10 protein-coding genes are annotated in these 14842 nt (G+C 70.8%); 7 read left to right on the top strand and 3 right to left on the bottom strand.

Translation table 11 applies throughout. The features are described 5' to 3' along the window. The first annotated feature begins 33 nt into the window (after nt 1–33). The gene (locus ACZ4MF_RS18370; protein WP_071386002.1) at nt 34–273 is read left to right on the top strand and encodes a heavy-metal-associated domain-containing protein; all 240 of its coding nucleotides are present in this window, start codon (nt 34–36) and stop codon (nt 271–273) included. An 86-nt stretch (nt 274–359) separates the two neighbouring features. Then, nucleotides 360–2624, top strand: a complete 2265-nt coding sequence (locus ACZ4MF_RS18375; protein ID WP_467493006.1) for a heavy metal translocating P-type ATPase — start codon at nt 360–362, stop codon at nt 2622–2624. Between the two features lie 774 nt (nt 2625–3398). On the opposite strand, the gene ACZ4MF_RS18380 is transcribed toward ACZ4MF_RS18375, so the two are convergent. From ACZ4MF_RS18380 to ACZ4MF_RS18390, 3 genes are all read right to left on the bottom strand, one after another. After that, the gene (locus ACZ4MF_RS18380; protein ID WP_071372096.1) at nt 3399–4688 is read right to left on the bottom strand and encodes a citrate synthase; all 1290 of its coding nucleotides are present in this window, start codon (nt 4686–4688) and stop codon (nt 3399–3401) included. Nucleotides 4689–4885: 197 nt separating this feature from the next. Beyond that, complete coding sequence (recD2, locus tag ACZ4MF_RS18385; protein ID WP_467493007.1) at nt 4886–7156, bottom strand: SF1B family DNA helicase RecD2; 2271 nt, start codon at nt 7154–7156, stop codon at nt 4886–4888. A gap of 39 nt (nt 7157–7195) precedes the next feature. After that, nucleotides 7196–7636, bottom strand: a complete 441-nt coding sequence (locus ACZ4MF_RS18390; protein WP_467493008.1) for a thiamine pyrophosphate-binding protein — start codon at nt 7634–7636, stop codon at nt 7196–7198. Nucleotides 7637–8973: 1337 nt separating this feature from the next. Between ACZ4MF_RS18390 and ACZ4MF_RS18395 the strand changes: the two genes are divergently transcribed. The 5 genes from ACZ4MF_RS18395 to rbsD all read left to right on the top strand — a co-directional run bounded on the left by ACZ4MF_RS18395 (nt 8974) and on the right by rbsD (nt 14833). Continuing rightward, nucleotides 8974–9990 (top strand): LacI family DNA-binding transcriptional regulator, encoded by a 1017-nt coding sequence (locus tag ACZ4MF_RS18395; protein ID WP_467493009.1) that lies wholly within the window; start codon nt 8974–8976, stop codon nt 9988–9990. Next, a complete protein-coding gene (locus ACZ4MF_RS18400; RefSeq protein ID WP_467493010.1) occupies nt 9987–11525 on the top strand; it encodes a sugar ABC transporter ATP-binding protein in 1539 nt (512 codons plus the stop codon). Before ACZ4MF_RS18395 ends, ACZ4MF_RS18400 begins: the two co-directional genes overlap by 4 nt. Further along, complete coding sequence (locus ACZ4MF_RS18405; RefSeq protein WP_467493011.1) at nt 11515–13464, top strand: ABC transporter permease/substrate-binding protein; 1950 nt, start codon at nt 11515–11517, stop codon at nt 13462–13464. The genes ACZ4MF_RS18400 and ACZ4MF_RS18405 overlap by 11 nt, the downstream gene beginning before the upstream one ends. An 89-nt stretch (nt 13465–13553) precedes the next feature. Beyond that, nucleotides 13554–14456 carry a ribokinase gene (locus tag ACZ4MF_RS18410; RefSeq protein WP_467493012.1) on the top strand — a complete coding sequence of 301 codons (903 nt, stop codon included), beginning with the start codon at nt 13554–13556 and terminating at the stop codon, nt 14454–14456. Beyond that, entirely contained in the window at nt 14453–14833 is a 381-nt protein-coding gene (gene rbsD, locus ACZ4MF_RS18415) for a D-ribose pyranase (RefSeq protein WP_467493013.1), read from the top strand. Before ACZ4MF_RS18410 ends, rbsD begins: the two co-directional genes overlap by 4 nt. The last annotated feature ends 9 nt before the right edge of the window (nt 14834–14842 follow it).

Genomic DNA, 14842 nt, shown 5'->3' on the forward strand with positions numbered 1-14842 from the left:
CTGGCCCCCTACGCCTCGACGAGGAGTAACGACATGACCACCCACACCGACACCCCGGGCTCCGTCACCACCGTCTACAAGGTGACCGGCATGAGCTGTGGCCACTGCGAGGGCGCCATCTCCGCCGAGGTCTCCGAGATCCCCGGTGTCACCTCGGTGAAGGCCGTGGCGTCGACCGGCGAGGTGACCGTCGTCTCCACGTCCGAGCCGGACGACGAGGCCGTGCGCGCCGCCGTGGACGAGGCCGGCTTCGAGCTGGCCGGCCGCGCCTGAGCAACACCTTCGATTCCCCCGACCGGGCCGTACCGACCAGCTGATACTGGCTCCGTACGGTCCGGTCCGATGTCTGGAGTCCGGACATGACCAGCACCACCCGTACAGACAAGGCCCCGTCGACAGCCGGGACCCCCTCCGAGGCCGACGAGGTCGAGCTGCTCATCGGCGGGATGACCTGCGCCTCCTGCGCCGCGCGCGTGGAGAAGAAGCTCAACCGGATGGACGGCGTCAGCGCCACCGTCAACTACGCCACCGAGAAGGCGCGGATCTCCTTCGGCGAGGGCGTCGCGGTCGCCGACCTGATCGCCACCGTGGAGAAGACCGGCTACACCGCCGAGGAACCCGCCCCGCCCCAGCCCGAGGCGACGACGGAGCAGCCTCCCGGGCACGACTCCGAACTCGGCGCGCTCCGGCAGCGGCTGCTGGTCTCCGCGCTGCTCGCGCTGCCCGTCGTCCTGCTCGCGATGATCCCGGCCGTCCAGTTCGACAACTGGCAGTGGCTCTCGCTCACGCTCGCCGCGCCCGTCGTCGTCTGGGGCGGCCTGCCCTTCCACCGGGCCGCCTGGACCAACCTCCGGCACGGCGCCGCCACCATGGACACCCTGGTCTCGGTCGGCACGCTGGCGGCCTTCGGCTGGTCGCTGTGGGCACTGTTCTTCGGCGACGCCGGCATGCCCGGCATGCACGACGAGTTCCGCCTCACGATCTCGCGCATGGACGGCGCCTCGACCATCTACCTGGAGGTCGCCTCCGGGGTCGTCGCGCTGATCCTGCTCGGCCGCTATCTGGAGGCCCGCTCCAAGCGCCGGGCGGGGGCGGCCCTGCACGCGCTGATGGAACTGGGCGCCAAGGACGTGGCGGTGCTGCGGGAGGGGCGTGAGGTCCGGATCCCCGTGGCGTCGCTGTCGGTCGGGGACCGGTTCGTCGTACGGCCCGGCGAGAAGGTCGCGACCGACGGCACCGTGGTCGAGGGCGTCTCCGCGGTGGACGCGTCCATGCTGACCGGCGAGTCGGTGCCGGTGGACGTCGGGCCGGGCGACCGGGTCACCGGCGCCACGGTCAACGCGGGCGGGCGGCTGGTCGTCGAGGCCGCCCGGGTCGGCGCGGACACCCAGCTCGCACGCATGGCGAAGCTGGTGGAGGACGCGCAGAACGGCAAGGCCGAGGTGCAGCGGCTCGCCGACCGGGTGTCCGCCGTGTTCGTGCCCGTCGTCATCGGCATCGCGCTCGCCACGTTCGGCGTCTGGCTGGGCCTGACCGGAGACGCGGTCGCCGCGTTCACCGCGTCCGTCGCCGTCCTGATCATCGCCTGCCCCTGCGCGCTGGGCCTCGCCACGCCGACAGCGCTGATGGTCGGCACCGGCCGCGGCGCCCAGCTCGGCATCCTGATCAAGGGCCCCGAGGTGCTGGAGTCCACGCGCCGCGTCGACACGGTCGTCCTCGACAAGACGGGCACGGTCACCACCGGCCGGATGACGCTCCAGGCGGTCCACGTCGCCGCCGGCGAGGACGAGAAGGAGCTGCTCAGGCTGGCCGGCGCCGTGGAGCACGCCTCCGAGCACCCGGTCGCCCGCGCCATCGCAGCGGGGGCCGAGGAGCGCGCCGGAGCACTGCCGGAGGTCGAGCACTTCGAGAACGTCCCCGGGCGGGGCGTACGCGGGCGCGTGGACGGCCGCGAGGTGGCCGTGGGGCGCCTGTACGACGTCCTGCCGCACTCGTTGGCCCAGGCGGCCCGCGAGGCCGAGGAGCAGGGCCGTACGGCGGTCGTGGCCGGCTGGGACGGGCGGGCCCGCGGGGTCCTCGCCGTCGCCGACACGGTCAAGGAGACCAGCGCCGAGGCGATCCGTGAGCTGCGCGCCCTCGGACTCACGCCGGTGCTGCTCACCGGAGACAACCGGACGGTCGCCGAGGCGGTCGCGCGGACGGTCGGCATCGACCCGGCGCACGTGTACGCCGAGGTGCTGCCCGAGGACAAGGTGGACGTCGTACGGCGGCTGCGGGACGAGGGACGCGCGGTCGCGATGGTCGGCGACGGCGTCAACGACGCGGCCGCGCTGGCCACCGCCGATCTGGGGCTGGCGATGGGCACCGGAACGGACGCGGCGATCGAGGCGAGCGATCTGACGCTGGTGCGCGGGGACCTGCGCGTGGCGGCGGACGCGATACGGCTGTCCCGGCGGACGCTGGCCACGATCAAGGGGAACCTGGTGTGGGCCTTCGGCTACAACGTGGCCGCGCTGCCGCTGGCCGCCGCCGGACTGCTCAACCCGATGATCGCGGGCGCGGCGATGGCCTTCTCCTCGGTGTTCGTGGTGACCAACAGCCTGCGGCTGCGCCGATTCCGCTGAGACCGAAGTAGGAGACCCTCTGGAGTCGGACGCGCGCACCACATAAGCTCTTCACAAGGCTCGCGCATCTTCCTTACGCTTGGGCTCCGATCGTCGTATCGGGGCTCTTGCGTACCTAAAGGACATATGCAAGAGACGCAGATCACAGTGATGCGAACGTAACCATCGAAGGGGTTCGAAGGTCTAAGTTGGCGATGTCGGTTCGGCGTCTTGGGGGGCGTCTGCCGACGTCTGGGGTTGTCTTGGGGGACTGCCTCAGAGATGCGTTGCCGGGGCACGTACACCGGGAAGCTTTGAGCGGCCCTCCCTGCGTGCGTTGTCCCGGCAGATCGCACCGCATCACCGGAGTGGGGCGAGTTTTGCTCGTTCTGCTCACCAGACAGCGATTCAGGCGCTGTTCTCTCCGAGCGCCCGGCCGGATCCCGTGGGGGGAATCCGCACCGGGACACGGGAAGGCGCCCTGATCGTCGGCCCGTGGGGGGACCGGCGCAGGGCGCCTTCCGCTTATTCGTCTGTAGGGCCACCGCAGGGCCCACCCATGAGGCAGGCCCTGACACTCAGTGCCTCAGCACCCCCCGACCGCGTCAGCGAGCCTCGACCGGCACGAAGTCGCGCTCGACCACGCCCGTGGCCGTGCCGGCCCGGAGGACATCCCCCGGACCTCCGGCCGGGTCCGGAGCCACCGCCGGCGCCCTGACGATGCGCCGACGCCGCCGAGAGCAGAAGCGGCCAACCAAGGGGCGCCATCCGGACGACGCCCCTCACCGGCAGGTGTCAGCGAGCCTCGACCGGTACGAAGTCGCGCTCGACCACGCCCGTGTAGATCTGGCGCGGGCGACCGATGCGGGAGCCCGGCTCCTTGATCATTTCGGTCCACTGGGCGATCCAGCCCGGCAGACGGCCGAGGGCGAACAGGACCGTGAACATCTCGGTCGGGAAGCCCATGGCCCGGTAGATCAGGCCGGTGTAGAAGTCGACGTTGGGGTAGAGGTTGCGCGAGACGAAGTAGTCGTCGGAGAGCGCGTGCTCCTCCAGCTTCAGCGCGATGTCCAGCAGCTCGTCGGACTTGCCGAGGGCGGAGAGGACGTCGTGCGCGGCAGCCTTGATGATCTTGGCGCGCGGGTCGAAGCTCTTGTAGACCCGGTGGCCGAAGCCCATCAGACGGACGCCGTCCTCCTTGTTCTTCACCTTGCGGATGAAGGAGTCGACGTCGCCGCCGTTGGCCTGGATGTCTTCCAGCATCTCCAGCACGGACTGGTTGGCGCCGCCGTGCAGCGGGCCCCACAGGGCGCTGATGCCGGCCGAGATCGACGCGAACATGTTGGCCTGCGAGGAGCCGACCAGGCGGACCGTCGAGGTGGAGCAGTTCTGCTCGTGGTCGGCGTGCAGGATCAGCAGCTTGTCCAGCGCGGCGACGACGACCGGGTCGAGGTCGTACTCCTGGGCGGGGACCGAGAAGGTCATGCGCAGGAAGTTCTCGACGTAGCTGAGGTCGTTGCGCGGGTAGACGAACGGGTGGCCGATCGACTTCTTGTACGCGTACGCCGCGATCGTCGGCAGCTTGGCGAGCAGCCGGATCGTGGAGAGGTTGCGCTGCTTCTCGTCGAACGGGTTGTGGCTGTCCTGGTAGAAGGTGGACAGCGCCGAGACGACCGACGACAGCATGGCCATCGGGTGGGCGTCCCGCGGGAAGCCCTTGTAGAAGTTCTTGACGTCCTCGTGCAGCAGCGTGTGCCGCGTGATCTCGTTCTGGAACGTCGTCAGCTCGTCGACGGTCGGCAGCTCGCCGTTGATCAGCAGGTACGCCACCTCGAGGAAGGTGGAGCGCTCGGCCAGCTGCTCGATGGGGTAGCCGCGGTAGCGGAGGATGCCCGCCTCACCGTCGAGGTAGGTGACAGCGGATTTGTAGGCGGCCGTGTTGCCGTACCCGCTGTCCAGAGTCACCAGACCGGTCTGGGTGCGGAGCTTCCCGATGTCGAAGCCCTTGTCGCCGACGGTGCTGTCGACCACCGGGTAGGTGTACTCGCCGTCGCCGTACCGCAGTACTACAGAGTTGTCGCTCACGTCTTCCCTCACCGACGTAGTGCCTCATCTTCGAGGTGCCCTGACTGTCTCTACCATCCCCCATTTGGCTCAGGAGAGTGCACTCGGGGTCGACCATTGGGCCCATCGGCGGCACTCAGTGCCGCCAACTTGCCCATCCTGCCCCCTTTGAACGGCATCTGGAAGTGCTCTGTGACCTTCGTGACTCATTTGATCGATCATTTTTCCTGATGACCCGCGTCGAGCCTGAAGTCCAGGGCCGTGCACCGCCGTCCGGCCGAGACCGTGCGCACCGCCTGTCCGATCGCCTTGCGTGAACCGACGAGGACGACGAGGCGTTTGGCCCGTGTCACCGCCGTGTACAGGAGGTTCCGCTGGAGCATCATCCACGCCCCGGTCGTGACCGGAATCACCACGGCGGGATATTCACTCCCCTGCGAGCGGTGAATGGTCACCGCGTACGCATGTGCCAGTTCGTCCAGTTCGTCGAATTCGTAGGGCACCTCCTCGTCCTCGTCGGTCAGCACCATGAGCTTCTGCTCGACCGGATCGAGCGAGGTGACGACGCCTACGGTGCCGTTGAAGACGCCGTTCTTCCCTTTCTCATAATTGTTCCTGATCTGGGTCACCTTGTCCCCGACGCGGAAGACCCGGCCGCCGAACCGCTTCTCGGGCAGGTCGGGCCGTCCGGGCGTGATGGCCTGCTGGAGCAGTCCGTTGAGGGCCCCGGCGCCGGCCGGACCCCGGTGCATCGGCGCGAGCACCTGCACGTCCCGCCGCGGATCGAGCCCGAACTTGGCCGGAATCCGCCGCGCCGCCACGTCCACGGTGAGCCGGCCGGCCTCCTCGGTGTCGTCCTCGACGAAGAGGAAGAAGTCCTTCAGCCCGTCGGTGAGCGGATGCTGCCCGGCGTTGATCCGGTGCGCGTTGGTGACGACACCGGACTGCTGGGCCTGCCGGAAGACCCGGGTGAGGCGGACGGCCGGGATCGGGCCGCCGTCGGCGAGCAGGTCGCGCAGCACCTCGCCCGCGCCGACGCTCGGCAGCTGGTCGACGTCCCCGACGAAGAGGAGGTGCGCGCCCGGAGGGACGGCCTTGACCAGCTTGTTGGCGAGCAGCAGGTCCAGCATGGACGCCTCGTCCACGACCACCAGGTCGGCGTCCAGCGGCCGGTCGCGGTCGTAGGCGGCGTCCCCGCCGGGCTTCAGCTCCAGCAGCCGGTGCACGGTGGAGGCCTCGGCGCCGGTCAGCTCGGACAGACGCTTGGCGGCCCGCCCGGTCGGCGCGGCGAGCAGCACCTTGGCCCGTCTGGCCCGGGCCAGCTCCACGATCGAGCGCACGGTGAAGGACTTGCCGCAGCCGGGCCCGCCGGTGAGCACGGCGACCTTCTCGCTGAGCGCGAGCTTGACGGCGGCCTCCTGCTCGGGCGCGAGATCGGCGCCGGTGCGCGTCCTCAGCCAGCCGAGGGCCTTGCCCCAGTCGACGTCCTGGAAGCCCGGCATGCGGTCCTGACCGGTGCGCAGCAGGCGCAGGAGCTGGGCGGCGAGGGACAGTTCGGCGCGGTGGAAGGGGACCAGGTAGACGGCCGTGACGGGTTCGGCCGTGTCCCCCTCGGGCCCCGGGACCTTCTCCCGTACGACGCCCGGCTCCTCGCCGTCCTCCCCCGGCTCGGCCAGCTCCGCGAGGCACTCGATGACCAGCCCGGTGTCGACCTGGAGCAGCTTGACCGCGTCGGCGATCAGCCGCTCCTCGGGCAGGAAGCAGTGGCCCTGGTCGGCGGACTGGGACAGGGCGTACTGGAGGCCGGCCTTCACCCGCTCCGGGCTGTCGTGCGGGATGCCGACGGACTGGGCGATCTTGTCGGCGGTCAGGAAGCCGATGCCCCAGACGTCGGCGGCGAGCCGGTAGGGGTGGTTCCTGACGACGGAGATGGACGCGTCGCCGTACTTCTTGTAGATCCGCACGGCGATGGAGGTGGACACCTCGACGGTCTGGAGGAAGAGCATGACCTCCTTGATCGCCTTCTGCTCCTCCCAGGCATCGGCGATCTTCTTGGTCCGCTTGGGCCCGAGCCCGGGGACCTCGATGAGCCGTTTCGGCTCCTCCTCGATGATCTGGAGCGTGTCGAGTCCGAAGTGCTGGGTGATGCGGTCGGCGAAGACGGGCCCGATCCCTTTGACGAGGCCGGACCCGAGATAGCGCCGGATGCCCTGGACGGTGGCTGGCAGGACCGTCGTGTAGTTCTCGACGTGGAACTGCTTGCCGTACTGGGGGTGCGAGCCCCAGCGGCCCTCCATCCGCAGCGACTCCCCGACCTGGGCGCCGAGCAGCGCGCCGACGACCGTGAGGAGATCGCCGCCGCCTCTGCCGGTGTCGACCCGGGCGACCGTGTAGCCGTTCTCCTCGTTGGCGTACGTGATCCGCTCCAGCACGCCTTCGAGTACGGCGAGCCGACGCTCGGTCGTCTGATTCCCCGCCTGGTGAGCCATGGTCCGACGGTACCGGTGACCGCTGACAGCCGAGGCGGCTCACGGCCGGGGGCGGCGGCTCACGACCACCGCCCCCGGCCGGGCCGTCAGGCGTCCTCGATGGTGATGAAGCGGTCCGCGCGGGCTCATGTGCGAGGTGAGCAGGCCGACGGCGCGGTAGTTCTGCCACTGCTCGTACGGCGGGCAGGCGTTGACGGCGATGAGCGGGACCTGCTCGACGTAGGCACCGCCACAGGCGCCCAGGAGATTGAACGCGTCAACGCGCCGACGCTGTACGTGCCCGCCGCCGCGCCCACGCCATGGACGCGGGCTAGGCGTCGGTGGCGGGCCCGCGCCGCCCTCGGTCGGCGTGCCGACCCACTCGACGTCGCCCTCCGCGCGCAGCGCCGTCAGGAACGGGCCGAGGTGGTTGCCGGGGACGCCAAACAGGTGGGTGATGCCCAACTCGGCCGGCCACAGGGCGAGATAGCGGGGGAACATGCAGGCCGGGAGGCTCTGTTTTACGCGGACTCCCCCTCCTCAGGCGTGGTGACCGGCGCGGCTCGGTGGAGGCGAGGGAGGCGCGCACGGCGCTCTCCAGGTGCGCTCCGCGTCCGGCATGGAGTCCCAGCGGGCGGCGGCGTCGGACCAGGAGTACGAGGCGAGCACCACGCCGCCGTCCTGCGGGCAGCGGCGTGGTCCCGGGAGGAAACCCGTCAGCCGGCTCCCACAACTGGCTGGCCGAGGCGGTGAGTTGGCATATACATCCGGCCAACGCGCCGTGGGCGGGGTTATGTCATGGATGCGCGGCGGAGTTGTTCGCGGAGGGGGGAGGGAGCGAGAGGAAGAGGCGAGAGGAGTGAGAGGAGCGGGAGGAGCAGGAGAAGCAGGAGAAGCAGGAGAAGCAGGAGAAGCAGGAGAAGCAGGAGGAGTGAGAGGAGTGAGAGGAGTGAGAGAAGTGGGAGAAGTGGGAGAAGTGGGAGAAGTGGGAGAAGTGGGAGAAGTGGGAGAAGTGGGAGAAGTGGGAGAAGTGGGAGAAGTGAGCAAGTGGTCGTTGGGCCGCTCGCTTCCCGGGATTGTCGGGCTTCCGCGAGGTGCGTAAAGGGCGCTCCCGTTCCGCTGCGCTCCACTCCCGCGTCGCCTTCGGCGATGACCCTGCGGGCCACCCTTGACACACCTCGCTCCAGCCCGGGTGAGAAGCGAGCGAGCGGCCCTGAAGGGCGGTGGCCCTGGCCGGTACCGGGCCCTTGAGTCGGCTGCGTGGATTCCGTTGGCGGGGAGGCGCGGGGGCGCCGGGTGGGTGCAGGTGGGTTCGGCGAGTGCGGGTGAGGGGTGGGTGCGAGTGGTGAGGGGCGGGGCGGGGGTGGTGAGGGGTGGGGCGCGGTCGCGTCTCGCGGGCACGCCGGGTGGTTCGGCGAGTGCGGGTGGGTGGGGCGGGCTGGAGTGGGGCTGGGGTGGTGAGGGGTGGGGCGCGGTCACGTCTCGCGGGCACGCCGGGTGGTTCGGCGAGTGCGGGTGGGTGGGGCGGGGGTGGTGAGGGGCGGGAGATCGGGCTGTTGGGGGAATAGGCAGGTTTGGGCCAGGGGGCTGGCTGGGGGGCTGGTCCCAGGGCCGGGCTCCTTTCGGGGGTGGCCCAAAGCTGCCAGTTGCTGGCCTCGCAGGGGGGCCATGGGCCCCGGGCGGGCTCCGGGGCGGACCTCGGTCACGATTGGGTTTCGGCCACCTCCAGCCCCTTGCCCGCGCGCCGTGTAATCGTTTCCAATCCTCCCTGACGGCTCGGCGTGGAAACGATTACACGCGGGGGCCGTCCACGAGTCTCACGAGGAGGTGAGTCGGCGTTGGCGAGCATCAAGGATGTCGCCGCCTCGGCCGGGGTGTCCGTGGCCACGGTGTCGCGTGTCCTGAACGAGCATCCGTCGGTCAGTGCGGACGCACGCACGCGTGTGCTGGCCGCCGTCGAGGCGTTGGGGTATCGGCCGAACGCCGTCGCCCGGTCCCTGCGGACCGACCAGACCCACACCCTCGGGCTCGTCATCAGCGACGTGCTGAACCCCTACTTCACCGAGCTGGCCCGCTCCGTCGAGGAAGAGGCCCGGGCCCTCGGGTACAGCGTGATCATCGGGAACGCCGACGAGCGGCCCGAGATCCAGGATCACCATGTCCGGAATCTGCTCGATCGGCGGATCGACGGGCTGCTCATCTCCCCCACCGACGGCGGCTCCCCGCTCATCCTGGACGCCGTCCGGGCCGGGACGCCCATGGTGTTCGTGGACCGGTGGATCCCCGGGGTGGACGTGCCCGTCGTACGGGCCGACGGGCGGGGCGCCGTACGGGATCTCGTGGCGCATCTGCACGCGCTCGGGCACCGTCGGCTCGCCATCATCGCCGGGCCCGCCGCCACCACGACCGGCAGTGAGCGGGTCGAGGCCTTCCGGGCCGCGCTCGCCGACTACGGGCTTCCGCTTCCCGACGCCTACATAGGCCAGGGCGACTTCCAGGCCGAGAGCGGGCGGCGGGTCACCGAGGGGTTCCTGGATCTGCCCGAGCCGCCGGAGGTCGTCTTCGCGGCCGACAACCTCATGGCGCTCGGTGCGCTCGATGCCGTACGCGCGCGTGGGCTGCGTGTGCCGGACGACATCGCGCTGGCCGCGTTCGACGACATCCCCTGGTTCGTGCACACCGATCCGCCCGTCACCGCGATCGCCCAGCCGACCGGTGAACTGGGCAGGGCCGCCGTGCGGGCCCTCGTCGACCGCATCGAGGGGCGGGCCGGCGCGTCCGTCGCCCTCTTCGCCCGGCTCGTCGTGCGCCGCTCGTGCGGCGAGCACCTCCCGAGGAACAGGAGCACGTCGTGAGCAATCCGGACGAGTTGCTGCGCATCGAGGGCATACGCAAGACCTTCCCCGGCGTGGTCGCGCTCGACGGCGTCGACTTCGATCTGCGCCGGGGCGAGGTCCATGTGCTGCTCGGTGAGAACGGCGCCGGCAAGAGCACGCTGATCAAGATGCTCTCCGGGGCCTACACGCCCGACGGCGGACGGATTCTCGTCGACGGCCGGGAGACGCGTATCCACGGTGCGCAGGACGCCGAGCGGCTCGGCATCGCCACCATCTACCAGGAGTTCAACCTGGTGCCCGATCTCACCGTCGCCGAGAACATCTTCCTCGGACGGCAGCCGCGGCGCTTCGGGATGATCGACCGGAAGACGATGGAGGCGGACGCCGAAGCCCTCCTCGCGCGCGTGGGGGTCGATGTGTCGCCTCGCGCGCGTGTGCGTGAACTCGGCATCGCCCGGCTCCAGATGGTCGAGATCGCCAAGGCGCTCAGCCTGGACGCGCGCGTGCTCATCATGGACGAGCCGACGGCCGTGCTCACCTCGGAGGAGGTCGAGAAGCTCTTCGGCATCGTGCGCTCGCTGCGCGCGGACGGCGTCGGGATCGTCTTCATCACCCATCACCTGGAGGAGATCGCCGCCCTGGGCGACCGGGTCACCGTCATCCGGGACGGCAGGAGCGTCGGGGAGGTGCCTGCGGCGACGCCCGAGGAGGAGCTGGTACGGCTCATGGTCGGGCGGTCGATCGAGCAGCAGTATCCGCGGCAACGGGCCGAGCGCGGCGCGGCGTTGCTGTCCGTCGAGGGGCTCACCCGGGACGGGGTGTTCCACGACGTCGGCTTCGAGGTGCACGCCGGTGAGGTCGTCGGGATCGCCGGGCTCGTCGGGGCCGGGCGGACCGAGGTCGTGCGGGCCGTGTTCGGGGCCGATCCCTACGACGGCGGGGTCGTACGGGTGTCCGGCGACCGGCTCAGGCGACACGACGTGAACGCGGCCATGGCGGCCGGGATCGGGCTCGTCCCCGAGGACCGCAAGGGGCAGGGGCTCGTGCTGGACGCCTCGGTCGAGGAGAACCTCGGGCTCGTGACCATGCGGGCCGCCGCCCGGGGCGGATTCGTCGACCGCAAGGGCCAGCACGACGCCGCCCGGCGGATCGCCGAGCAGCTCGGGGTGCGGATGGCGGGCCTCGGGCAGCAGGTGCGGACCCTGTCCGGCGGCAACCAGCAGAAGGTCGTCATCGGCAAGTGGCTGCTGGCCGACACCAAGGTGCTGATCCTCGACGAGCCGACGCGCGGGATCGACGTCGGCGCCAAGGTCGAGATCTACCAGCTGATCAACGAACTGACCGCGGCCGGGGCCGCCGTCCTGATGATCTCCAGCGATCTGCCGGAGGTGCTCGGCATGAGCGACCGGGTGCTGGTCATGGCCCAGGGCCGGATCGCGGGTGAGCTGTCGGCGGCCGACGCCACCCAGGACGCCGTGATGGCGCTCGCCGTCTCCACCCCCACCAGCAGCAAGACCGACACGTCCGACAAGGAGACCAGCCGTGGCCACTGACACGCTCAAGAGCACGACGGGCGCGGGTGGCGCCACCGGCGGCCTGCGCCGGCTGCTCCTCGACAACGGCGCGCTCACCGCGCTGATCGCCTTGGTCATCGCCCTGTCGGCGCTGTCCGGGGACTTCCTGACGACGGACAACCTGCTCAACATCGGTGTGCAGGCGGCCGTGACGGCGATCCTCGCCTTCGGTGTGACCTTCGTGATCGTCTCGGCCGGCATCGACCTGTCGGTCGGGTCGGTCGCCGCGCTGTCGGCCACCGTGCTGGCCTGGAGCGCCACGCAGCACGGGGTGCCGGTGGCGGTCGCCGTTGTGCTCGGGCTCGGCACGGGTGTCCTGGCCGGTCTGGTGAACGGTTTCCTCATCGCCTACGGCAAGCTGCCGCCGTTCATCGCGACGCTGGCGATGCTGTCGGTGGGGCGTGGCCTCGCCCTCGTCATCTCGCAGGGCTCGCCGATCGCCTTCCCCGGCTCGGTCTCGCACCTCGGTGACACGCTCGGCGGCTGGCTGCCGGTGCCGGTGCTGGTCATGGTGGTGATGGGGATCGTCGCCGCCGTCGTCCTCGGGCGGACGTACATCGGGCGCTCCATGTACGCCATCGGCGGCAACGAGGAGGCGGCCCGGCTCTCCGGTCTGCGCGTGCCGAAGCAGAAGCTCGCGATCTACGCGCTGTCCGGCCTGTTCGCGGCGGTCGCCGGTGTCGTACTGGCCTCCCGGCTGTCCTCCGCGCAGCCGCAGGCCGCCGACGGCTACGAGCTGGACGCGATCGCCGCGGTCGTCATCGGCGGTGCCTCGCTCGCGGGCGGCACCGGCAAGGCGTCCGGCACGCTGATCGGCGCGCTGATCCTCGCGGTGCTGCGCAACGGCCTCAACCTCCTGTCCGTGTCGGCGTTCTGGCAGCAGGTCGTGATCGGTGTCGTCATCGCGCTGGCGGTGCTGCTGGACACCGTGCGCCGCAGGGCCGGGGCGAGCCCGGTGGCGAGCGGCCCCGGCGGCGGCAAGGGCAAGCAGGCGGCGACATACGCGCTCGCGGCCGTCGTGACCGTGGCGGTCGTCGGCGCGACCTCCTTCCTGCACACGGGTTCCTCCTCGTCCACGGCCCCGCGCATGGGTCTGTCGCTGTCCACCCTCAACAACCCCTTCTTCGTGCAGATCCGGGCCGGTGCCCAGGCCGAGGCGAAGAAGCTGGGCGTGGACCTGACCGTCACCGACGCCCAGAACGACGCCTCCCAGCAGGCCAACCAGCTGCAGAACTTCACCAGTTCGGGCCTCGGCGCGATCATCGTCAACCCGGTGGACTCGGACGCGGCGGGCAACTCGGTGAAGGCCGCCGACAAGGCGGGGATCCCGGTCGTCGCCGTGGACCGCGGGGTGAACAAGGCGGATGTGAACACCCTGGTGGCGTCCGACAACGTGGCCGGTGGTGAACTGGCCGCGAGGACGATCGCCGGGAAGCTCGGCGGCAAGGGGAAGATCGTCATCCTTCAGGGCCAGGCGGGTACGTCCGCGGCCCGCGAGCGAGCGGCCGGTTTCACCCAGGGCCTGAAGGCCTACCCCGGCATCCAGGTGCTGGCCCAGCAGCCCGCCGACTTCGACCGCACCAAGGGACTCGACGTGATGTCGAACCTGCTCCAGGCCCACCCGGACGTGCAGGGCGTCATCGCCGCCAACGACGAGATGGCGCTCGGCGCGATCAAGGCGCTCGGCTCCAAGGCCGGGAAGTCGGTCCAGGTGGTCGGCTTCGACGGCACCCCGGACGGGCTGACGGCGGTGAAGAACGGCACGCTGTACGCCTCGGTCGCCCAGCAGCCCAGCCAGTTGGGAAGGATCGCCGTCGACAACGCGCTGAAGGCCGTACGGGGCAAGAAGGTGGAGCCGACGGTGAAGGTGCCGGTGAAGGTGGTCACGAAGGACAACGTGGCCGGGTTCACCGGCTGACACCGGGGCGTCCAGGGAGAATCGACGCCCAGGACGTCGGGCATCGACAGGCATCACGGGCGTCAATGGGCATCAAGGGGAGTCAACTGATGTACGACTACGACCTGTTGGTCGTGGGGTCGGCCAACGCCGACCTGGTGATCGACGTCGAACGGCGGCCCGCCGCCGGGGAGACGGTGCTCGGCGACGACCTGGCCGTGCACCCGGGCGGCAAGGGCGCCAACCAGGCGGTGGCCGCCGCCCGGCTCGGGGCGGACACGGCCCTGCTGGCGCGGGTCGGCGACGACGGCCACGGCCGGCTGCTGCTCGACTCCCTGCGCGCGGCGGGCGTCGACACGGTCGGCGTGCTGGTGGGCGGGGCGCCGACGGGCGTGGCGCTGATCACCGTCGACCCGTCCGGGGACAACAGCATCGTGGTGTCACCGGGCGCCAACGCCCGGCTCACCCCGGCGGACGTCCGGGCGGCGGGCAGCCTCTTCCACGCCTCGCGGGTGGTGTCGGCGCAGTTGGAGATCCCGCTGGAGACGGTCGCGGAGGTGGTACGGCAACTGCCCCCGGACACCCGCTTCGTACTGAACCCGTCGCCGCCCCGCCCGCTTCCCGCAAAGGTGCTGGCGGCCTGCGACCCGCTGATCGTCAACGAGCACGAGGCCCGGATCGTCCTCGGCGACGCGTGCGTGAGCGACGAGCCGTCGGACTGGGCGAAGCTGCTGCTGGCCAGGGGCCCGCGCTCGGTGGTGGTGACGCTGGGCGCGGAGGGGGCGCTGGTGTGCGACTCCTCCGGGGTGACGCGCGTGCCGTCGGTGAAGGTGGACGCGGTGGACACCACGGGCGCGGGCGACGCCTTCACCGCCGCACTCGCCTGGAAGCTGGGGTCGGGGGCCTCGCTGGCCGAGGCCGCGGGGTACGCGGCGCGGGTCGGCGCGGCGGCCGTGACGAAGCGGGGCGCGCAGGAGTCGTACCCGACGGCGCGGGAGGTCGACGCCCGGTGAAGAAGGCGGGGATCCTGAACCGTCATCTCGCCGGTGGGCTGGCCGAGTTGGGGCACGGGGACGGGGTGCTGGTGTGCGACGTCGGCCTGCCGATCCCGGCCGGGCCGCGCGTGGTGGACCTGGCGTTCCGGGCCGGGGTGCCGTCGTTCGCGCAGGTGCTGGAGGGGCTGCTGGCCGAGCTGGTGGTGGAGGGTGCGACGGCGGCACGGGAGCTGCGCGGCCCCAACCGGGCGCTGCTGGACGATCACTTCCGCGACCTGGAACTGGTGCCGCACGAGCGGCTGAAGGAGCTCTCGGCGGGCGCCCGGCTGGTGGTCCGCACCGGGGAGGCACGGCCGTACGCGAACGTGCTGCTTCGGTGCGGGGTGTTCTTCTAGGGGTGTCGT

This window comes from Streptomyces sp. NPDC025793 (genome assembly GCF_055558375.1).